Annotated in this window: 19 protein-coding genes; 15 read left to right on the top strand and 4 right to left on the bottom strand. The window is 48.7% G+C overall.

Going from position 1 to position 22,048, the window contains the following annotated elements; translation table 11 throughout:
• Positions 1-168: 168 nt before the first annotated feature.
• On the bottom strand, positions 169-831 hold the full coding sequence (locus tag CHM34_RS01325; RefSeq protein ID WP_094262775.1) for a cadherin-like domain-containing protein: 663 nt from the start codon (positions 829-831) through the stop codon (positions 169-171).
• A gap of 359 nt (positions 832-1,190) precedes the next feature.
• Between CHM34_RS01325 and CHM34_RS01320 the strand changes: the two genes are divergently transcribed.
• The 3 genes from CHM34_RS01320 to ku all read left to right on the top strand — a co-directional run bounded on the left by CHM34_RS01320 (position 1,191) and on the right by ku (position 9,246).
• Positions 1,191-6,857: a non-ribosomal peptide synthetase gene (locus CHM34_RS01320; protein ID WP_169713530.1), complete on the top strand. Its 5,667-nt coding sequence runs from the start codon at positions 1,191-1,193 to the stop codon at positions 6,855-6,857.
• Positions 6,858-7,029: 172 nt separating this feature from the next.
• A complete protein-coding gene (locus tag CHM34_RS01315; protein ID WP_169713529.1) occupies positions 7,030-8,424 on the top strand; it encodes a tetratricopeptide repeat protein in 1,395 nt (464 codons plus the stop codon).
• A 3-nt stretch (positions 8,425-8,427) separates the two neighbouring features.
• A complete protein-coding gene (gene ku, locus CHM34_RS01310; protein ID WP_094262772.1) occupies positions 8,428-9,246 on the top strand; it encodes a non-homologous end joining protein Ku in 819 nt (272 codons plus the stop codon).
• 5 nt (positions 9,247-9,251) lie between these two features.
• Here the strand turns inward: ku and CHM34_RS18900 are convergent, their stop codons facing one another.
• Positions 9,252-9,563: a hypothetical protein gene (locus CHM34_RS18900; protein WP_141201606.1), complete on the bottom strand. Its 312-nt coding sequence runs from the start codon at positions 9,561-9,563 to the stop codon at positions 9,252-9,254.
• A gap of 147 nt (positions 9,564-9,710) precedes the next feature.
• Here CHM34_RS18900 and CHM34_RS01300 point away from each other — a divergent pair, with 147 nt between their 5' ends.
• Both CHM34_RS01300 and CHM34_RS01295 read left to right on the top strand, forming a co-directional pair.
• Positions 9,711-10,019: an Mpo1-like protein gene (locus tag CHM34_RS01300; RefSeq protein ID WP_094262770.1), complete on the top strand. Its 309-nt coding sequence runs from the start codon at positions 9,711-9,713 to the stop codon at positions 10,017-10,019.
• Positions 10,020-10,039: 20 nt separating this feature from the next.
• Positions 10,040-10,981 (top strand): ATP-dependent DNA ligase, encoded by a 942-nt coding sequence (locus tag CHM34_RS01295; RefSeq protein ID WP_094262769.1) that lies wholly within the window; start codon positions 10,040-10,042, stop codon positions 10,979-10,981.
• A gap of 66 nt (positions 10,982-11,047) precedes the next feature.
• Here the strand turns inward: CHM34_RS01295 and CHM34_RS01290 are convergent, their stop codons facing one another.
• Positions 11,048-11,359 carry a hypothetical protein gene (locus tag CHM34_RS01290; protein ID WP_094262768.1) on the bottom strand — a complete coding sequence of 104 codons (312 nt, stop codon included), beginning with the start codon at positions 11,357-11,359 and terminating at the stop codon, positions 11,048-11,050.
• Positions 11,360-11,501: 142 nt separating this feature from the next.
• Between CHM34_RS01290 and ligD the strand changes: the two genes are divergently transcribed.
• Together ligD and CHM34_RS01280 are read left to right on the top strand one after the other, a co-directional pair.
• A complete protein-coding gene (gene ligD / locus CHM34_RS01285) occupies positions 11,502-12,389 on the top strand; it encodes a non-homologous end-joining DNA ligase (protein ID WP_094262767.1) in 888 nt (295 codons plus the stop codon).
• A gap of 69 nt (positions 12,390-12,458) precedes the next feature.
• Positions 12,459-13,754 carry an amidohydrolase gene (locus CHM34_RS01280; RefSeq protein ID WP_094262766.1) on the top strand — a complete coding sequence of 432 codons (1,296 nt, stop codon included), beginning with the start codon at positions 12,459-12,461 and terminating at the stop codon, positions 13,752-13,754.
• Between the two features lie 73 nt (positions 13,755-13,827).
• Here CHM34_RS01280 and CHM34_RS01275 read toward each other — a convergent pair whose 3' ends face one another.
• Positions 13,828-14,019, bottom strand: a complete 192-nt coding sequence (locus CHM34_RS01275) for a hypothetical protein (RefSeq protein WP_094262765.1) — start codon at positions 14,017-14,019, stop codon at positions 13,828-13,830.
• Positions 14,020-14,202: 183 nt separating this feature from the next.
• Here CHM34_RS01275 and CHM34_RS01270 point away from each other — a divergent pair, with 183 nt between their 5' ends.
• From CHM34_RS01270 to CHM34_RS01235, 8 genes are all read left to right on the top strand, one after another.
• Complete coding sequence (locus CHM34_RS01270; protein ID WP_094262764.1) at positions 14,203-14,883, top strand: hypothetical protein; 681 nt, start codon at positions 14,203-14,205, stop codon at positions 14,881-14,883.
• Between the two features lie 128 nt (positions 14,884-15,011).
• Positions 15,012-15,542: a hypothetical protein gene (locus CHM34_RS01265; RefSeq protein WP_094262763.1), complete on the top strand. Its 531-nt coding sequence runs from the start codon at positions 15,012-15,014 to the stop codon at positions 15,540-15,542.
• Positions 15,535-17,040 (top strand): AAA family ATPase, encoded by a 1,506-nt coding sequence (locus tag CHM34_RS01260; protein WP_094262762.1) that lies wholly within the window; start codon positions 15,535-15,537, stop codon positions 17,038-17,040. Before CHM34_RS01265 ends, CHM34_RS01260 begins: the two co-directional genes overlap by 8 nt.
• A 25-nt stretch (positions 17,041-17,065) precedes the next feature.
• Positions 17,066-17,956 carry a 3-hydroxyacyl-CoA dehydrogenase family protein gene (locus CHM34_RS01255; RefSeq protein ID WP_276207670.1) on the top strand — a complete coding sequence of 297 codons (891 nt, stop codon included), beginning with the start codon at positions 17,066-17,068 and terminating at the stop codon, positions 17,954-17,956.
• Positions 17,953-19,155, top strand: a complete 1,203-nt coding sequence (locus CHM34_RS01250; protein ID WP_094262761.1) for an acetate/propionate family kinase — start codon at positions 17,953-17,955, stop codon at positions 19,153-19,155. The genes CHM34_RS01255 and CHM34_RS01250 overlap by 4 nt, the downstream gene beginning before the upstream one ends.
• 65 nt (positions 19,156-19,220) lie before the next feature.
• On the top strand, positions 19,221-20,405 hold the full coding sequence (locus tag CHM34_RS01245; RefSeq protein WP_094262760.1) for a pyridoxal phosphate-dependent aminotransferase: 1,185 nt from the start codon (positions 19,221-19,223) through the stop codon (positions 20,403-20,405).
• Positions 20,406-20,520: 115 nt separating this feature from the next.
• Positions 20,521-20,805, top strand: a complete 285-nt coding sequence (locus CHM34_RS01240) for a hypothetical protein (RefSeq protein WP_094262759.1) — start codon at positions 20,521-20,523, stop codon at positions 20,803-20,805.
• A 128-nt stretch (positions 20,806-20,933) separates the two neighbouring features.
• On the top strand, positions 20,934-22,028 hold the full coding sequence (locus CHM34_RS01235) for a DmpA family aminopeptidase (RefSeq protein WP_240511807.1): 1,095 nt from the start codon (positions 20,934-20,936) through the stop codon (positions 22,026-22,028).
• Positions 22,029-22,048: the final 20 nt, after the last annotated feature.

Here is a 22,048-nt window from a genome sequence, read left to right as displayed (position 1 = left end):
TTTTATAAAATATTCTTCACGGAAAAAAGAGTCAGGGCGTGTGTTATATCATTAGCAAATAAAAATGAAAATCGTGATAGAATCCCCTCATAAAAAAGCCCCCTATCTTAAGAGGGATCGATAAGGGGGAAATTTGATCGTCTGACTTCTCCATCAGCGGAGGGACCGTCAAGGAACGCTTACGGTGATAGACACGGTGGCCACATTGGAAAGTGCGCTTCCATCACTGGCCCGGTAAGTGAAAGTGTCCGTCCCGGTAAAAGCAGGGTTCGGAGTATAGACGAAGGAGCCGTCCGAGTTCAGTACCACCGTTCCATTGGATGGAGCACCGACCAATTGGGCCGAAAGCGGATCACCGTTCGGATCCGTGTCATTTGCCAGCACACCCGGGGCGGGAACGGCAAGGGGGGTGTTCTGAGTCGTTTCATACATATCATTCTGGGCAACCGGGGGTAGGTTGACGGGGTTTACGGTAATGGTTACGGAAGCAACGAGGGATCGTGTTCTCCCATCACTGGCCTGGTACGTAAAGGCATCCGTTCCTACGAAACCGGGGTTCGGAGTGTAGGTAAAGGAACCATCGGCGTTTAGTACCACGGATCCATTGGAAGGGCCACTGACCAGAATGGCTGTCAGCGGATCTCCATCCAGGTCGAAATCATTGGCTAATACCCCAGGCGGGGGGACCGAAAGCGGGGTATTCTGGTTGGTCGTGTAAAAGTCGTCCCGGCTGATCGGCGGGAGTTCCAACGGGGGTCCCGGAGGGCCGAAAATACTTCCCAAAATCCCCTCGACTAGATTAAAGACGCTTCGAACAATGTTGGTGACCAAATCATCTTCACCTCCTATATTATAAATATGTTTTCATAGGATCAGAGGAAGGGCTGATTCACGAGTCAATATGAATTGTATGAACATCCATAGGTTTTATCGGTGACGAATTCCATTGCTTCCGGAAACAGACCGAAGAAGAAATAGATATCCTCCCGTTTTGTTACTATCTTTTTTATGCCCTTTCCGCCAGATAGTCCCGTGAAAGGAGATTTAGATCGACTCTTTATTTTTCAAATTAAGAACTTTAAAATGAAAATGAATGCAGGAAAAGCGACCAAAAAATCTAATTTTTTTACTGTGTAGAAAGTTGCTAACCATTCTGACTCTAGTCGATGAATGCGCGGGAGGGATCACGTATGGAAAAGGATTCTTTAAGCACTGTTTTAGAAAATATGAAGAAAAAGTATTCGAAGGACATATGGCCAAGCGAAGCGGAACTGCATCAGATGCTGTTTCAGTCAAATCAAACATATGTAGACTATCCTAAACACCTATCCCTTTCCGAAATATTTGAACAACAAGTGAAAAAAACACCTCAGAAAATTGCACTTGTTTTCGGTGAAAAGAAATGGACTTATCAAGAGCTGAATCAGTCGGCAAATCAATTGGCTCACTATTTACAGGACCAAGGAGTTAAAGCGGAAAACTTGATTGGGATTTCCATGGAACGTTCTGTCGAATTAATCGTAGGAATGTTGGCTATTTTAAAAGTCGGTGGTACGATTGTCCCGATAGACCCGAGGTATCCTGCAGAACGTGTAAATTACATGTTGCAGGAAACAAAAATATCCATTTTACTGACGCAGACCGTTCTGAAAGATCAGTTGGCCAATAAAGAAATCCCCATTTTATGTGTAGATGAGGAATGGAAACGAATCGCTGACTGTTCGGGGATGAATTTGATCAATAAAAGAAAGGGAAATGATTTAGCTTATATTTTGTTCACTTCGGGATCCACTGGAAAACCGAAAGGGATCGAAATTGTTCATCATGGTATCTCACGCTTAATAAACGGCATGCCCGGCGTTTCCATCACTTCAGAGGATGTTTTTTTACAAATGGCTTCCGCGGCATTTGCCGCATCCACGATTGAAATATGGGGCAGTTTGTTACATGGTGCCTGCTTGGCAATCATGCCGCCTCCTGAAACTCCGTCCCTTTCCCAATTAACCCAATGTTTAAAAGAGTATGATGTCACCTTCTTATCCTTACCGATGGGTTTATTTAATTTGCTGGTAGATAACGAATTTCACGCAGTACAACACCTCAAAACAATATTGATCAGCGGGGATGTCGCTTCAGTCAACCATATAAAGAAAGCACGGCGGATTGAAGGTTTGCAATTGATAAATGGTTATGGATTAACGGAGAACTCTACGTTTACATGCTATTATCCCATCCCTTCTGATTGGCAGGGGGATACGTTTGTTCCGGTTGGGCGTCCTCTTCCCGATGTTGAAGTGTATATATTGGATCAAAACTGTAAGCCTGTTCCACGGGGGGTTATTGGTGAATTAGCGGTTGGAGGGGACGGGCTTTCACGCGGATATTTAAATCAGCCCCATTTAACCCATGAGAAGTTTATCCCTCATCCCTTTAAATCGGGAGAGCGCTTATGCCGAACGGGAGATTTGGCACGATGGTTACCCGATGGGACGATTGAATTACGTGGACGTTCAGACCACCTGGTAAAAGTAAGAGGCTTTCGGGTTGAATTGGGTGAAGTGGAACGAGCCATACGTAAGAATTCAGCAGTAAAGAATGCCGTAGTCATTCCGTTGGAAGACCAAACGAGAAAAAAATATTTGGCCGCTTATGTTGTAACAACGAGTCCCGAGGACTTAAAAGAAATACGGGATGATTTAAAAACAAAATTGCCGGATTATATGATCCCTTCCGCTTTTTTATGGATGGAATCCCTTCCTTTAAATCCGAATGGAAAAATCAATCGGAGGGCGTTACCTGAACCGGCGGAATGCGTATCTATAGAAGCGGAATATGTCCCTCCCAGAAACAGGGTGGAAAAAATATTGGTTGAGGCTTGGCAACAGGTATTGGAAAGAGGACACATTAGCATTCATGACAACTTTTTTGACCTTGGTGGTGAATCGTTAAAAGCGATTCAGGTTTCCAATCACCTTAAAAAAGATAATCTGATCATGGAAATTAAGGACATTTTTGAATATCCAACGATTGCTGAACTTAGCAGCCATGTGGTAGAGAGTCCGTTGCCCAAAGATGAAGAAACATTGTCCGGAACAGATCCCTCTGCCGCGTCGGTATCCATTCAACCGTATGATCCGGTTTCTTCGCCACAAAAAGGCGTGTACTTTATGCAGCAATTGGATCCGAAAGGTGTCCACTACAACATACCGAGTGGTATGTGGTTGGAGGGAGATTTGGATGTTTCACAGTTAGAGGTGTCATTTCAACAATTAATCCAGCGCCATGAAGCTTTACGTACCTCATTTGAATTAATCGATGGAGAACCTGTTCAAAAAATCGCTCCGGAAGTGGACTTTACTCTTTCTTATCAAGTGATGTCTGAGGAGAATATCCAAGCACGGATGGAGAACTTTGTTCAACCGTTTTCTTTAGACAGGGCACCACTTCTGCGAGTGGAATTGATCAAAGTAGCAAAAGAAAAACATCTCTTACTGATGGATCTACATCACATTGTTTCAGATGCGACATCGCTGGAAATCATGCTTCACGAACTTGCACAACTGTATAATGGCCGGGTATTACCGGAGTTGAATCATAAACATCAGCAAAGAGTTTCGGATAAGATGAAGCCACAGGAAGAGTATTGGCTAGAGCAATTTTCTGGAGAACTGCCTGTGTTAGAATTGCCTACAGACTATTCACGACCACAAGTACAGGATTTTTCCGGGGAGCGTATCTTTTTCCGAATAGACCGGGAAACCACTCTAGCCTTAAAGGAAACCATGCAGCAAACTGGGACAATAACACTCTACATGGCGCTACTTGCCGCCTATAACGTACTCCTATATAAATACACCAATCAAACGGATATCATCGTAGGAACACCTGTCGTTGGAAGATCGAATGCCGATGTAAGTTCGATGATGGGGATGTTTGTCAATACATTAGGCATGAGAATGGAACCACACGGTGAAAAAACGATTTTCCAATTCGTAAAAGAAGTGAAAGATCAAGTTCTAAAAGCAGTGGAAAATCAGGATTATCCGTTTGAAGAGTTAGTGGAAAAATTAAATATCGATCGAGATTTAAGTCGTAACCCTTTATTTAATACCATGTTCAGCGTACAAAACGTTGGAGACTTGACATCACTGCAAATGGAGGGTTTAACCGTAAAGCCGGTTGAATTGCCTGTATCGGTTGCGAAATTTGATCTCACGTTCATGGGGAAAGAAAAAGAAAATGAGATCGAGTTCTATTTAGAATACAGTACCGCCCTGTTTAAACGGGAGACTGTAGAGCGATTGGCACGGCACTTCGTGCAAGTGGTCAAAGAAATGGCTCATCATCCTCAAAAAACCTTGGCAGAAGTAGAAATCCTGACTGAAGCAGAGAAAAAACAAATCTTGGTGGAATGGAACGAGACAAATCGAGCATTTCCACAAAAACCGATTCATATTCTTTTTGAAGAGCAAGTAGAGAAAACCCCCGATCATATCGCTATTGTGATCGAAGAGGAAAAGATGACTTACCGGGAGCTAAACGAGCGTGCGAATCGATTGGCACGCACCTTGCGGAAACGCGGTGTACACCCGAATGAACGGGTAGCTCTCATCATGGAACGATCACTGGATATGATAGTAGGAATCTTATCCATTCTTAAAGCCGGTGGGGCCTATGTTCCGGTAGATACAGAATATCCGGCTGAACGGATCGCGTATATTTTAAATGATAGTGGTGCTAAATGGGTTTTGAGTCAAACGTCAGTCATGGAACGAGTGAGTACACAAGACTTTACTGGAGAATGGCTCAATGTAGCAGATGAGAGGGAGCATGACGATGATGCTTCCAATTTAACTTTGGCCAATGGGCCGAATGATCTGGCCTATGTGACTTATACTTCGGGAACAACAGGAAGACCGAAAGGTGTCATGGTTGAGCATATCGGTGTACCGAACCTAATAACGAATTCGACGGATTTATTCAATCTTGAACATCGGGATCGAATCGGTCTGTTTTCCAGTATTTCATTTGATGTTTCTGTTGAAGAAATGTGGACGGCATTGTTGAATGGGATCCCATTGGTCTTGATTCCGAAAAAGATCATTCTGGACCATGTCGTTTTCCAAAAGTACATCTATCATCAACAGGTAACGATTTTGCATTTACCACCTGCTTATGTGAAGTACCTCCAGCCGGAAAGATTGCCATCCGTACGTAAGCTAATAGTAACCGGTGATAGAAGTACACCTGATCTCGTTCAGAAATGGGGGTCCGTCTATATAAACGGTTATGGACCTACAGAAGCAACCGTTTTTACTTCCCTTTGGTCCGACGTACGGAAAAGTGAACCATTATCTACGGTTCCGATTGGAAAACCCATAGCCAACACCTCTATCTACATTTTAAACGACCAGTTACAGCCACAACCCGTCGGAGTACCTGGAGAATTGTATATTAGTGGTATAGGTCTGGCTAGAGGATATTTGAATCAACCGGTATTGACTCAGGAGAAGTTTATCCCTAACCCTTTTATTCCTGGTGAACGGATGTATAAAACAGGGGACTTAGTACGGTGGCTCCCAGATGGAAATATCGAATTCATCGGGAGAATGGATCATCAAGTGAAGGTTCGCGGGTATCGGATTGAACAAGGCGAGATTGAATCCGTTCTCTTGCAACATCCACTGGTGAAAGATACGACGGTAATGGATCACTTGGATCCACATGGAGATGTCTATCTATGTGCTTATGTGGTCACAGACGAAGAAGTAGATCAGGTGGAGATGAAGGAATATCTCGGTAAAAAACTGCCGAAATACATGATTCCATCATTTATTATTCAGGTGGATGAGATTCCATTGACCACGAATGGTAAAGTGGATCGAAAAGCACTGTCCAAGGTAGAAGATTTGAATTTATCTATTGGAGAAGAGACACCCCCACAAACGGAGATGGAAGAAAAGCTGGTGAAGATTTGGAAGGAGATTTTAGGGGTTAAAAACATCGGGGTCACTCGAAATTTCTTCACTTCGGGAGGTCATTCACTGAAGGCGATCACCTTGGTCAGTCGTATTCGTCAGGAATTGGAGATTCATCTCCCACTACGTTTGGTTTTCCAACATTCAACGATCAGGGGCCTGGCGAAGGTTCTATCTGATGGAAGGAAAACGATTCAACCGATGACATTACTCAATTCACCGAAAGAGAAGAAAGTATTTTGTTTCCCGCCTGGGATCGGCTATGGAGTTGCCTTTTCCGACATGAGCGAGTTGATTGATTCGTATGCCATCTATGCTTTCGACTATGTCGATGCCGATGATCGATTAGACAGGTATGTGGATCTGATTCTACAGGTGCAAAAAGAAGGTCCTTATGTGTTAATCGGGTATTCTGCGGGAGGACCTTTGGCATTTGAAGTGGCGAAAAAAATGGAGCAGTATGGATATACTGTGTCTGATGTGATCATGTTAGAATCTCTACCTCGTACAGAATATGTTTACAAAACAGAATATGAAATTGAGAGGGAGACCAAGGAATATGTGGAATATTACACTTCCCGTCCAAAGTTCAGGGCTTATTTCGATGAAGCTACAAAGCATGAGCTTTTATCCAGTATGGTAAAGTATTCCAAGTATTTATACCAACTCAAGAATACAGGCAGTATTCAGGCGACGATTCATCAGATTAAATCAGAACTGGTTATGGAAAACGTGGATCAATGGGCGAGTATGACTCCGGATTATCATGTTTACCAAGGAGTTGGAAAGCATGATGAAATGTTACTAAAGCCTAATATTCCGGACAATGCCAATATTGTACGGGATATTTTAGGCGGTGAAGATACAGGAAGAGACTAACAGCTGGTCAATATGACTGGGTTATCCAATTTTCATATAAAAACAAAATGACTTGAGTGTTGCCATGCAGGCAGCATCAAGTCATTTTTCTATCCCTCACGCATGGAACATCATTGGACGGAGATACTCTAAATAACCGTGTTTAATGAATGGGAAGTGGGGGATTTTGGTGTTGTTGCAATGGTTTGATCAAGCAAAGGAATGTTTAAGTAAAATCGAAGAGGAGTATCCCCATGCAACCCATCCCGACCGGGACCGGATGAGGGAGCAATTTGATCGTATTCGGGCGGTTTTTGAAGACATACTGGAAGAATGGCTGGTGCTGGAGGAACAATTCGCCAGTCTGTTGCAAACCCACCCGGATTTAATCGCTGAGGAAGAGGAAGTCGGAGAAGAATTTTGGCTGGATGAGCAGGTCGTCCGAAACTTTCGTCAGGGACAAGGTTATTACGATTTACGGATGTTCACGGAAGCGAGACCGTTTTTTGACCGGGTCGTGGATGAGGAACCGGAGTTTCTATTGGGTCGCGTTTATCTGGGATTAAGCGATTTCCAAGAAGGGCGATGGGATGATGCTCACCGCCAGTTTCGGCTTGTTGCGGAGACAGCAGAACACCCCCGGTTCAGTGCTTTTGCTCACCATATGATGGGGTGCGTTCATATCCAGCAAAATCACGATTCCCTGGCCGTCCGTCAATTTGAAAAATCCCTTTCCCATGATTCCGAGAACCGGGATACCTGGTTCAACATGGGAGCTTGTCATTATCGAATGGGGGAATATGGCGAGGCGGTGCCTTATTTTTATCATGCCATCCATCTGGATGAAGACGATTGGGAATCCATGCTTTATCTTTCTTACTGCTTTAAAAAGGTTCGGCAATGGGACAGTGTTCTGTACTGGCGAATCGCCGCATATGAAAAGACTAACAGCCCGGATGTCATCGAATCGATTGCCCGGGATTTTGATGAAGCAGGCGATGTCAAACGGGCGTTGCATTGGTACCGGAAACTGGTTATGAAAGACCCGAAACGGATTTCCGCTTACCATGGAATCAGCTGGAATCTGTGGCTGATGAAACAACCGCAGGAAGCCATGCTCTGGTTACAAAAAGGCCTGACGTTGGCCCCTGAAGACCGGGAGCTTCTCTTTACGTATGTGTGGTACCAGCTTCAGCAGGGGGATGTCCAAAGGGTTCAGCGGGTTCTCAAACAGCTTCCGGAGGAAATGGGGAACCATCCCTTGTGGTTGGTTCTTCGCTCCCGGTTATACACGTATTCCGGCGAGTTTGCGGAAGCGGAACATACGGCCCGGGAAGTGATCCGGTATTCGGATCCCTTATGCCAGTCGTTGGGGCATTTCCAATTGGGACGTATTCTTCTGGCTAAGGAGCAGTCGGCTCAAGCCGCCTGCCATTTTCAGCAGGCCGGTCAGCTCTCCCCCGGATGGACCGACCCGTTGTTTTTTGAAGGACTGTGTCATTTAGCCGAGGGAAAGGTGGATGGAACCCGAAGGTGTTGGGAACAGATCCCCCTTTCCGCCGGAAAACCCGCTTTTGGGGAGGATTAAGCCATGCATACGATATGGAAGGGATCCATCAGTTTCGGACTGGTCAATATTCCGGTTCGCATGTATTCGGCAACCAAGAACAAAAGTGTTTCCTTCCGCAATATTCACCGCCCGTGTAAAACACCGATTCAGTATACCCGGACGTGTCCCACCTGTGAAAAGGAAGTTCCCTGGGACGAGATTGTCAAAGGGTATGAATATGCCGATAACCAGTTTGTACTGATGGAAAAAGACGAGTTGGAAGCGATTCAACCGAAAAATCGAAAGTCCATCGAAATCCTGGATTTTGTTCGGTTGGAAGAAATCGATCCGATCTACTTCGACAAGACCTATTATTTAGGTCCTGGGGACGAAGGGGGCAAGGCTTACTCGCTGTTGCGGGAAGCCATGAAGGATACGGGAAAGATCGGAGTGGCACAGATCACCATCCGTTCAAAACAGTCCTTGGCCGTTGTGCGGGTTTTCGAGCAATGTCTGGTCATGGAAACGATTTTTTATCCGGATGAAGTTCGAAAAGCGGACCAGGTGCCGGAAGTACCGACGGATCTGGAACTGCCCGAGAAAGAGATGACAATGGCTCAGCAGCTGATCGAAAACCTGACGACGGAATTTGAACCGGAAAAGTATGAGGATGACTATCGTAAATCCTTGGAGGAAGCCATCGAGAAGAAAGTCAAAGGGGAAGAGATTGTAGAAGCTCCAGAGCGGCAACCGGAACGGGTGGTGGATCTAATGGATGCCCTGAAAGCCAGCCTAGAGCAATCCGGAACGAAAAAAGGCGGCGGAAAGAAAGGAGGTAAAAAGAAAAAGGCCGCAAAGTAGCCCCTTTATTCACCTTCCCAATAGCGAAGGTGAATTTGCTCCGAGGTGGGTTTCTTTTCGACCAAACGGCCTTTCTCGTCCAATTGAACCTTTATTTTTCTGTAATGTTCTACACGCCAATTCCCTTTTCGATCCGTTCCCTCCAACTCCATCCGATACTCCGTCCGGGTTTGGGCGGAGGGTTGACCCAAGGCGGGGGTCGCTTCAGGCATCACGATCTGTTCCCGAGCGATCAGAATACCGCCCAACATCAGATTGACGGCGATCACCGTTCCCAAAACGGTCTGAATCATGGTAGGCTTCAACGATTCGTTCATGTTGTCCTCCCGATCTTTTTGGTACATGTCTATGGGCAGGGAGTCCGTTTCATACGCCTTGATTTTTGATTGTTTCAAGGATTCCGGAAGGTTATCATGGAATCCAACTATCAGACATCCATGTAACCCGAAAAGGAGGAGCCTTCCGTGAATATATCCGATTTCCTGGAACAGTATAAAAAAGATCATCAACACCCCATCAACAAGCTGACACACGCTGTCGGAATCCCGATGATCGTCGTATCCCTTCCTTGGTTCTTTTTTTACTGGAAAACCGCACTGACCCTGTTTATCCTGGGATGGATCCTTCAATTCGTCGGACATTTGTTTGAGGGGAAAAAACCCTCCTTTTTTCGAAATCCCCTTTATCTGATCGTCGGCCCCTGGTGGTGGGTTAAAAAAGCATTAGCACCACAAAAAAGAGAGGATCCAACCCGGGATGATGTTTCAAAATAGGCACTGACGAGGAGATCGATATGAACATTCAACCCATCATTCCATTTGAGCCTCAGAGCACCGAGGTGATCCCGGAAGGCGATCAATGGATTGCACAGGTGAAGTGGGATGGAGTCCGTGTACTCACCTATTTTGACGGAAAGGAAACGAGGCTTTTTAATCGCAAACAAAATGAAAGAACCCTTCAGTACCCGGAATTTGTGGATGTTCCTCGTTATTGTTCCGCTTCTTCCGTTATTTTGGACGGTGAAATCATATCCCTTGTCGAAGGAAAGCCTTCTTTTCATGCGGTGATGAAACGAGATGCTGTACGTTCCCCTGAAAGGGTACAACGGGCTCGAAAGATCACCGCCGTTACATACATGCTTTTCGATATCCTTTATTACAACGGAGAATGGATTACGGACCAACCTCTAAGCGAGAGACAAGAACAATTGAACCGAATCATCACGCCTTGTGATGATGTGCAACTTGTAGAGAACTTCTCCGATGGGAATCGTTTGTTTCAAGTGATCCAGGCGGCCCATATGGAAGGGATCGTCTGTAAAGATCTGACCCGTCCGTATCGGATCAAGGGAAAAGATCGGCGATGGGTCAAGAAAAAATGGTATCGCGATTTAATCGCAGTGGTGGGTGGAGTCACTTTTCGATCTGGTTGGGTCAATGCCATTTTGGCTGGTGTTTATGATCAAAAAGGGCAACTGTGGTATATCGGGCATGTGGGGACTGGAAAACTGACGGAAACGGAATGGAAGGATTTCACCGAAACCGTGAACCCCCTGATCATCGATCAACGGCCTTTTGTCAATGTACCGGATCGAATAAGAGATGCTGTCTGGGTGAAACCGCAAATCACCGCGAAGATTCAATATGCTGAATGGACCCAAGGACGCACCTTGAGACAGCCGAGTATTCAAGCCTTTACCGATATTCCGCCAGAGTTCTGTGTTTTTGAGCCGTGATTGGGATAAGATAAATCTCACCATCATTTTTTCCATCAAAAAAACCCGGCCGAAGCCGGGTCGGGACTAAAAGAAGCGGCGTCCTCCGAAAAACGGAAAGGGGCGGAAAAAAGGAAAAAACGGGAAACCGCCGAAGAACGGAAATCCAAAAAAGGGGAAAATGTTTGTTTGAGCATCTCCTTGAAAACCATAGGGGTTCGGATACCCGCCGTATCCCTCGTACCCGCCGGTATGATTCGTCATCGGCGGGTATCCGCCGAAGTTCGGGGGGAAATGGGCATAGGACGGATCGTAACCGCCGTACCCTCCGGGAAAGGGGTTCGAGTTCTGGTAAGCCGTGTTATTTTCGAAGGATGGAGACTCTTGCGATTGTGCCATGACATTCCCTCCTCTTCAATTGATCATCATAGGCACAATTTAATGTATGTAGGGAGATCCATATCGGACATTTGTCCCGGAGAAATTGGGCGGAGGATAGGATCTCGGAAGAAAGGAGGCGATTCCGACGGATCAGAAACGGATGGTGACTGTGGAAGACAGAGAAATCGCCGTATCCAATCCCGACAAGATCTTGTTTCCGGACATTTCGATGACCAAGTGGGAATGGATTCTCCATATGACGCGACTGGCCCCATATCTGCTGCCTTACTGTCGAGGGCGTTTTTTAACGACGATTCGGTACCCCGATGGTGTAGAGGGCGATTTTTTTTATCAAAAAAACGCTCCTTCTCATACACCCGACTGGATTCAGACAGCGGATGCGGGTTCGATCCGCTACATTCTCCTCCAGGATACCCCGACACTGATCTGGTTGGCCAACCTCGCTTGTCTGGAGTTCCACCCTTCCTTCGATTACGCGGAGCAGCCGGGTTATCCTCCGGAGATCGTCTTCGACTTGGATCCTTCTGTAGAGGGATTCGACCGGGTGATGGAGACGGCCCTGTACACACGGGAGGTTCTGCAAAAGATGGGGCTGGACGGTTGGGTCAAGACGTCCGGAGCGACGGGTTTACAGGTATATGTACCGATCCGATCCGGATATACCTTTGAAGATACCCGGCGAATCAGCCGATTGATCGCCGAATATCTCACAAGCCGATATCCCCGGTTGATTACAGTGGAACGTTCCGTGTCTCAACGCGGGGACAAAGTTTACTTTGATTACCTGCAGCATTGGCGGGGAAAATCCCTGATCGCACCGTATTCCACCCGCGCCCGTCGCAATGCTCCCGTCTCCACCCCCTTGATATGGGAAGAGTTAAAGCCGGGCTTATCGCCGGAGCAGTTCACCCCCGAGGAAGTCCACCGCCGTTTGGCTCGTCTGGGGGACCCCTTTGCCCCGCTTTATGATCCGAACCACCGATACGATTTGACCGACATTCTGAACTTTATCAAACAAGAGTCCTGAATCTGCCTTGTAACGGGAAAACGTTTGAGATATCTTGATGATGAACGGCAGAATTCAGGAGGTTCAACCATGAAACGACTGATAACCCATGCTCACATTTTGACGATGACGGATGAAATGGCTCCGCTGGAAAATGCATCGATGATCGTGGAAGAGGATACGATCACCTTTATCGGTCAAACCCCGCCCGCCGGGGAGGAATTTGACGAAGTCGTGGACATGAAAGGGCGATTGATCCTCCCCGGATGGGTCAATACGCACAACCATTCGGCGATGACACTTTTGCGGGGGTATGCCGACGACCTTCCCCTGCAAACCTGGCTGGAGGAAAAGATGTGGCCGATCGAAGGCCGTTTCGGTCCGCATCAGGTTCGGTGGGGATCTTCCCTGGCGGTATTGGAGATGATCCGAGGCGGAACCACCTGTTTTGCCGATATGTACGATCACCTGGATCAAGTGGCTCAGGTCGTTGAGGACTCCGGAATCCGGGCCAGCCTCTGCCGAGGAGTGATCGGTCTGGGAAGCGAGGAGGAAAGGGAGGCGAAACGACGGGAAGCGGTCCAGTTTGTCCGCGATTGGAACGGAAAAGCGGGGGGACGGATTACGGCGATGATGGCTCCTCACGCCCCTTATACCTGTCCTCCGGACTACATTGAAAAAATCGTCGAGGACGCCACCCGCCTCGATGTTCCCATCCACATCCACTTATCGGAAACCCGACAGGAAGTGCAGCAAAACGTCGATGACTACGGAGTGAGACCCGTGGAACACCTGGAACGGCTCGGCGTGTTCCAACGACCGACATTGGTTGCTCATGCGGTTCATGTCAACGATGAAGAAATTCGGAAGCTGGCGAATCACAGTGTAAAGGTATCCCACAATCCCGGAAGCAACCTGAAGCTGGGCAGTGGAATCGCCCCGATCCCCGCCATGTTTAAACAGGGACTCAAACCGGCCTTGGGCACGGACGGGGCTGCCAGCAATAATAATCTTGATTTGTTGGAAGAAATTCAGCTGGCCGCCTTGATCCACAAGGGTGCCTCGGAAGATCCGGAAGCGGTCCCGGCTGCCACAGCATTGAAAATGGGAACTGTATATGGGGCTGAGGCCCTGTTTCTCGACCATTCAATCGGAACCTTGGAAACAGGAAAAAAGGCGGATTTTATCTCTGTGGATATTACCGGCCCGCACATGCAGCCGCAACACGATTTGGTATCCCTTTTGGCTTACTCAGCGAGCCGGGATGATGTACAGGATGTCTTTGTCGACGGTGTTCCTCTGCTTCGAAACCGGGAATGTTTGACGCTGGATGAGGAACAAATCCGTTTTGAAGCCCGTCGGGCTTTTCAAAAAGTCGCTCCATAAAAAACCTGCCCTCTGGCAGGTAAAAATTGGGGTGGGGTATAGGCAGGAGAAAAGTAGTCACAATAAAGACAGGTTAAACTTTCATGTCAATATCCAGGTGAAACCGTAACGGAATTTCCTCCGGCTGTTCGGACCACCTCCGCCAGCGGGAGGAAGGCGACGCCCAGGATTCGGCTTGCAGGTATTGCCGGATTCGCTCCAGTTCCTCGCCGGTAAAATGCATGGTCAAACGCTCGTGTAACCCGGGGGGAAGAGAAGGATCCATCGGTTCACCTCCTTCGCGTAAACATAGTATCCCCCGGCTCCCTTTGATGATGAATAACACTTTTTTTCACGTATGCCCGTTCTGGTCCTTTTAGGACGGGCTTTTTTGTGTTGGGGTGCTAATCGCTTCGTTTGATTCGTACACTGAAAAATATACGTTTTTTATGGAGAGGGGAGTTTGTCGGTGCGCCGGACCTTTTGGATGTGGATGCTCATTCCGATGATGATGACTTCAGCCTGCGACCTGTCCGCTTCAGAAAAGAAAAGCGCCCCTCCCACGACAGAAAAAACAAAAGCACCGGTTTCGCAAGAAGACGCTCAACAAAAAGTGATGGAGGGGATCGATCGGCGTTTGAACCGGGAAAAATATCCTTTTCAATTAATCATGAAGGATGGGTCCGTCCTTGAGGGGAAACAGGAGGGAACCGACTGGAGTCTGGAAAGCCAATCGGGAGAAAGTCCCAAGATCGAGGTTGTTAAAAAGGGAGATCAGATTAAGCTGACGCTCGGAAAAAAGGTGGAACAGCTGAATCGTCGGCAATTCGGTCTGTTATCGCCGCGGGACCATTTATTGTTGGTGAAGGAATCCATCTTGAGAGTCCGGAAGTTACCGGATCAAACCATTCACGATAAAAAAGTGAAAGGGTTCCAGGTGGATTTAAGCAGTGAAGATATCGGCGATAAACTGGGGGATTGGATGGGAAAAGCCTTCTCCAAAGGAGCCGCCAATCGGGCCAGCCGTAAATTTCGCCTTCGTTATCAGTTCTGGTTTGAAGCGGAAAACCGAGAGTTGGCCCAGTTGAATATTCGGATTGTCCCCTTTGAAGAAGACGACACCAAAGAGGAAGTCATCTACCGTTTTTGAAATTCTCAACCGGATCGACCCCCGGAAAGGGGTCTTTCTTTTCCCAAATGTTCCTTCTCTCGGGAAAATATATCTTATGATATACTAGATTTGATTCTTACCGAGAGTAGAAAGGAGGCGTGACATCCATGAAAATTCGCTGGCCCGTTGCAGCTATCACTTTGGTTGTCACCCTCTCCGTTCTGTTTGGGGGTTATATGGCTTATCAATGGTTTCAGGTGGAGAAACCGATCACAGAGACTGTTCAGGAGACTCCCCATGTCTCTCTTTCCAAATTATCGGCGGATCCTGCCCATCTGGAACTTGTATTGAAAACCGATGAAAAATTTTCCGTGGTTCATGACTATATGCCTTTGCGCCGCCAACTGCATACCGTTGCCGGAGACCGGAAACTATCGATCCGGTTGAAAGATCGACCGGATTCCCACCTTCACAAAGCCTGGAATGAGATGGTATTCGGAATCAAGGAAGGAATGGCTCTTCGACGTTATCAGGAAATTCCAAAAGCCGTTCAGAAAGGAACCGAGGGAAAGAAGATCGAGTATGAGGTCAGTATGGATGATTCCTATGTCTATATCGAGCTTCATCGCGGCGATCGCTATTTATACCGCATTCTCCCGTTGCATAAACCGGAAAGCGAGGTGAAGGATAATGGGTAAGGGAATGATAATCGGAGCGATTCCCGCTGTGATCTTGTTTTTGGCGTATCTGGGTTATCGTCCGATGCCCCTGGTCGTTCTGGGATTGGTTGCAGGAGCGGTCTACCTGTTGTTCCAATCCCGGTCGGGGGCGTTGGGGGTTGGAAAGAAGAAGCGGTTACAGCGCAAGGATTCTGTTCCCAATATCTCCTTCGATAAGATCGGTGGTCAGTATCGATCCAAGGAGGAGCTGAAGGAAGCACTCGATTTTCTGATTCACCGAAAAAGGATCCATCAATACGGAATTCGTCCGATCAAAGGGATCCTGTTATCCGGACCGCCGGGAACGGGTAAAACACTGATGGCCAAGGCAGCGGCCCACTATACGGATTCGGTATTCGTTACCACCTCTGGAAGTGAATTTGTGGAGATGTATGTCGGAGTCGGTGCCCAACGGATCCGGGAGTTGTTTCAGGAAGCCCGGGATCAGGCGAAGAAAAACCAAAAAAACAGCGCGATCGTTTTTATCGATGAGATCGACGTTATCGGCGGCCAGCGGGAGGGTTCCGTGCACCGAGAGTACGATCAGACGCTGAACCAGCTGCTGACAGAGATGGATGGTATTGCTTCGGATCAGGAGGTTCAGATCCTGGTCGTTGCGGCAACCAACCGCAAAGATATGCTGGATTCGGCACTTTTGCGCCCGGGCCGGTTTGATCGGCATATCTCCGTCGATCTCCCGGATAAAAAAGCCCGGCGGATGATTCTGGAGCTGCAAACGGAAAACAAGCCCTTGGCACCGGACGCGGATATCGATCAAATCGCCGATGAGACGTTCGGATTTTCCGGCGCTCAGTTGGAGAGTTTGACCAACGAAGCGGCCATTTATGCGATGCGGGATCAAAGCGATGTCATCTGTCAACGTCATCTGTCAGAGGCGATTGACAAGGTGATGATGGGAGAAAAAACCGACCGGGAGGCGACTCAGGAAGAGCGGGAACGGGTCGCGATTCACGAACTGGGTCATGCAATCATTTCGGAAGTGGTACGGCCCAAATCCGTCTCTCAAGTCTCTCTCGCTCCCAGAGGTCAGGCTTTGGGGTATGTCCGTCACCACCCGGGGGTGGACCGGTATCTGTATACCCGGGAACAAATCGAACAGCAAATTATGGTATGTCTGGCCGGTGCAGCGGCAGAGGAACAAGTTTACGGAAACCGCTCCACCGGTGCCCGGAATGACTACGAACAGGCCGGTCGATATACCCGGACGCTGATCGAAGCGGGATTATCCGATCTGGGAATCATCAATAAAGATTGGGTCAGCTATGAGACACTGCACCGAGAATCTGCTAAGATACTAAAGGAATTGCATGAACAGACAGCTCAAATGCTAAACCAGTATTCGGAAGTGTTCTCCCGGGCCCTGGATCTGCTTCTCAAAGAGGAAGTTTTGTCCGGAAGCCGTTTCCGGGAGCTACTAAAGCAATTCGCCAAAAAACCCGTTCAGATGAACCGTTGAACGCAGTAGAGGAAGGAGAATCGTTTTGTCGGAAATCCAGCACATCGTCGTCTACGGCGGGGGAACGATGGGACAGGGAATCGCGGAGCTTCTGTCCAAGAAAGGATTGGATGTAACGGTTGTCGAAAAGACAAAAACTCTTGCCCGGCAGTCTCGACAACAGGTCGAAATCAAATTGGACAAACAGTTGTCCCGTTGGGGAATTACACAAGCGGAGAAAAAATCGATCCTGTCGCGGATCGATTTTACGGATCACGACGCTTCCCTGGAAAAGGCGGATCTGGTCATCGAAGCGGTTACGGAGGATCTGGAGTCAAAGAAAGCTGTTTTGGAACGCAGTGATCGCCTTTCCCCCGAACACACGATTTTATCCAGCAATACTTCCACCATGAGCGTAACCGAACTCGCGGCCGTCACCTGTCGCCCGGAACAGGTGATCGGCCTTCATTTTCTCCATCCCAGTACTCGTGTCCATCTGGTGGAGATTGTACGGGGGTTGAAGACCAGCCCGGAAACCGTACAAAAGGTTCGTCCGTTTTTGGATCGACTCAACCTCGTTGGAGTAGAAGTATTCGAATCACCGGGCTTTGTGACCACTCGTCTGATTGTCACTCTGATCAATGAAGCCCTGTATACGCTGATGGAAGGAGTGGCGACGCCGTCGGATATCGATGCCGCGATGAAACACGGATTTCAATTCCCTTACGGGCCCCTGGAAATGGCGGACCGGTTCGGATTGGATTCCGTACTGGCATGGATGGAGCGGTTATTCCGGGAATACGGGGACAGTAAGTTTCGTCCCGCCCCGCTTTTGAAAAAAATGGTTCGGGCCAACCAGCTCGGCGTAAAAACCGGAGAAGGGTTTTTCCGTTATGATGAAGACGGTGACCGCCTCAAGGAGGATGAAAAGCGTTGAAGGTCCTGGTGATTAACTGCGGCAGTTCCTCGATCAAATATGAACTGTTTGATATGGATGGCGAACAAGTCTTGGCCAAAGGGTTAGTGGAACGGATCGGGTCTGATCGGTCCATTGTGAACCACCGAATAACGGGTCAGGAACCCTGGGTGGAGACGGCGGAGATTCTGGATCACCGCCAGGGATTGAACCGGGTGCTCAGCCTGTTGGTCGACCGGGAACAGGGTGTTTTGAAAAGCATTGATGAAGTGGATGCCGTCGGCCATCGGGTGGTTCACGGAGGGGAAACATTTGCCGAATCGGTTCTGATCGACGAGAAAGTGATCCAGGCGATCCGGGAAAATATCGATTTGGCCCCCTTGCATAATCCCCCCAATCTTTCGGGAATCGACGCCGCCCGCCACCACTTGCCTCATGCGCAGCACGCGGCGGTTTTCGATACAGCCTTTCATCAGACGATGCCGGACTATGCCTATATGTATGCACTCCCTCGAGTGCTGTATCAGAAACATAAGGTCCGTCGATACGGCTTCCACGGAACCTCCCACCAGTATGTGACCCGCCGGGCGGCCCGGATGCTGAACCGATCCCTGGAAGAGATGAATCTGATCTCCTGCCATATCGGAAACGGGGCCAGCTGTACCGCCGTTCAGGGCGGACGATCCGTAGATACGAGTATGGGGATGACTCCCTTGGAAGGTTTGATGATGGGAACCCGGTCCGGGGATATCGATCCGGCGATCGTTCCCTTTGTCATGGCAAAGGAAGAATTGACGCTGGCGGAAGTCAACTCTATGATGAACAAGCACAGCGGCCTGATGGGAGTCTCCGGCCTGTCCGGCGATATGCGGGAAATTACTGAAGCCGCTTTTGAAGGAAATGAAAGGGGCCGGTTGGCACTGGAGATGTACACATACCGTCTCCGCAAAACGATCGGTGCTTATGCGGCGGCGATGAACGGTGTCGACGCGTTGATCTTCACTGCCGGTGTCGGAGAAAACTCATCGTTGGTCCGGGAGTGGACTTGTCGGGATCTGACCTACCTGGGAGTGGAGTTGGATCCGGAGAAGAACGCCGAATTACCCGAAGGCCCTCAAATCATCAGCACTCCGGAATCCCGGGTCGCCGTATTAGTGATTCCCACTGACGAAGAGTTAATGATCGCCCGGGAAACCCAGCGTCTGGCCCGGGAAGAATAAACCGCCGGTATATGGTACAATGGCTAATGAATCGATCCAGAGAGACAGAGAGGAGAAACTGAGCGATGAAATTGTCCCATCGGGTACAACAACTCACTCCTTCAACAACGATTGAAATTACGGCTGCAGCCAAGGCTCTGAAACAACAAGGCCATGACGTGATTGTTCTGGGAGCCGGTGAACCGGACTTCAATACACCGGACCACATCATGGAAGCGGCTGAGAGAGCCATGCGGGAGGGGCAGACAAAGTATACACCCGCCGGTGGCATCGCAGAGTTAAAAGAAGCGATCGTCCGAAAATTCGCCCGCGACAACGATCTAACCTATGAGAAAGATCAAATCGTGGTGACGGTAGGAGCCAAACACGCCCTTTACAATCTGTTTCAGGTGCTCCTGGATCCCGGTGATGAAGTGATTATTCCCGCTCCTTACTGGGTGAGCTACATCGAACAAGTGAAGCTGGCCGGAGGGAAGCCGGTGGTGATCGAAGGGGAAGAATCCCGGGGTTTTAAAGTGGCTCCGGAACAACTAAAGTCGGCGATCACGGAAAAAACAGTCGCCTTTTTGATCAACAGCCCGTCCAACCCTACCGGTGCCGTTTACAGTCGGGAGGAACTGGCCGCACTGGGCGAGGTATGCAGCCAACACGATCTTGCGATCGTCTCCGATGAGATCTATGAACACCTGATTTACGGGGACGAAAAGCATGTCAGTATCGCCGGCTTGAGTGAGGATCTGAAGAAACGGACCTTGATTGTAAACGGGGTTTCCAAAACCTATTCGATGACCGGTTGGCGGATCGGTTATACGGCAGGGGACGCCCGAATCATTAAAGCGATGTCGGGATTATCCAGCCACAGCACTTCCAACCCGGCTTCTGTCGCTCAGTACGCCGCCCTGGAAGCCCTCAACGGAACTCAGGAGCCGGTGGACCGCATGCGGAGTGCATTTCGGGAACGGCGAGAGTTTGTAGTCCAACGTTTGCAACAGATGCCCGGCGTTCATTGTGAAAAACCGAAGGGGGCTTTCTACGTCTTTGCCAATGTGAAAGAGGCGGTCCAGAAAGCCGGTCGGTTTCAATCCACGCAAGAATGGGTCAAAGCGTTACTGGAAGAGGAAAAAGTGGCTCTCATTCCCGGCGCAGCCTTTGGAGCCCCCGATCACATCCGCATTTCCTACGCTACATCGATGGATCAATTGGAAAAATCGATGGATCGAATCGAACGCTTTATTCAATCTCAATCCTAAAAACGGATGGACCCCTGTCTACAGGCAGGGGATTCTTTTTTTGCACACTGATTTTTTTATCACTAATTTTCCGAAGAGACTTGATTTTATAGAGTCCATTTCATAGAATGAGAGGATGAAATTAACTTTCGATAAAGGAGGGAATCGGAAAAAGGTTCCCAACCATTATACGATCGAAGTCAATATGTATGACCTTCAGCCGAGTGTGAGCGCCTCTCAGTTAAGAGTGCGCCTGTGCAGCGCTTCGACCGGAAACTGCACCTCCTATAAGGAACCCACCGGATCCAATTACATGTACGTCAAATTCACCAACATGTATGGCGGAGGGTACTATGTCGATGTTCGGGATACCATCTCCGGATCGGTCAGCGGACAACTTTATGCTATTGGCTATCAGTGATGAAATCCGTCGATAAAAGGATCCCAAAAAGCCTCCCGATTCGGGAGGCTTTTTGGGATGGACGCAAAAGTCCGAACCTCTATATGCTATGATGAATTTGACCGATGGAACGCCGGGGAAAGCCGTATATGGAGAAAGGAGAAACCATGAAAAGCAACTGCCGTTTACGGGATGCGGGATTGTCTGTCGGCGAGTTGCCGACAGGAAGATTCAACGGTATCACGGATGTCAGAAATGTTCGAGTCGGTCATGTCACCTTGCGAAAAGCGGAGGGGGAACCATCTGCGGCCTGTACAGGTGTTACAGCGATTCTTCCCCATGAAGGAAACTGGTTCCGCCAAAAAGTACCTGCAGCCACCCATGTGATCAATGGATTCGGAAAAACCACCGGGCTGATCCAGGTCGACGAGCTCGGAGTACTGGAATCCCCGATCCTGCTGACGAATACATTCAGCGTTCCCGCCGTCACGGAAGGGACCGTCCGCTACATGACCGCGCTGGATTCGGGGATTGGGGATGATGCGGGTTCGCTCAATGTCGTGGTGGGAGAGTGCAACGACAGTTATCTCAACGATATGCGAGGGTTTCACATACGGCCGGAACACGCGAGGGCAGCGATTGAAGAAGCCCAAAATCATCGTCGGATTCAAGAAGGTTGTGTCGGTGCGGGTACCGGGATGATCTGCTTTGGGTGGAAAGGAGGGATCGGCACGGCTTCCCGCAGGGTGAAGGTCAAGGAAACCCCCTACCATATCGGAGTGCTGGTTCTGTCCAATTTCGGTGTCAGTTCTGATTTTACCCTTTTGGGGACTCCCGTTGGACGATGGCTCCATCCGAATGTTCACCGGACGGACGTCGATGGTTCAATTATGATCGTCGTGGCCACGGACCTGCCCATGAATAACCGTCAGCTGAAACGGTTAGCCAAAAGGGCTTCTTTCGGGTTGGCACGCACCGGCTCCATCGCCCATCACGGAAGTGGAGACATTGTGATCGCCTTCAGTAATGCCCACCGCATTTCCCATACACCGGAAGCGGTTACCGAAGTACCGTATCTGGCGGAAGACGGCCCTCTGATTTCCCGCAGTTTCCGGGGTGTGGTGGAAGCCACGGAAGAAGCGATTCTGAATTCCTTATTTACAGCGGAAATCACAAGGGGACGTTTGGGACGTACGATTCCATCGCTTCCCGTCGAGGAAGCGATAGCCCTGTTGAAACGCTAGTTGATGGGGGGATCGACCAT

Origin of the sequence: Paludifilum halophilum (genome assembly GCF_002245355.1) — a bacterium.
Taxonomy (GTDB): domain Bacteria; phylum Bacillota; class Bacilli; order Thermoactinomycetales; family DSM-45169; genus Paludifilum; species Paludifilum halophilum.
The sequence above is the reverse complement of the archived record's forward strand: the minus strand, read 5'-3'. Positions and strand labels throughout refer to the sequence as shown.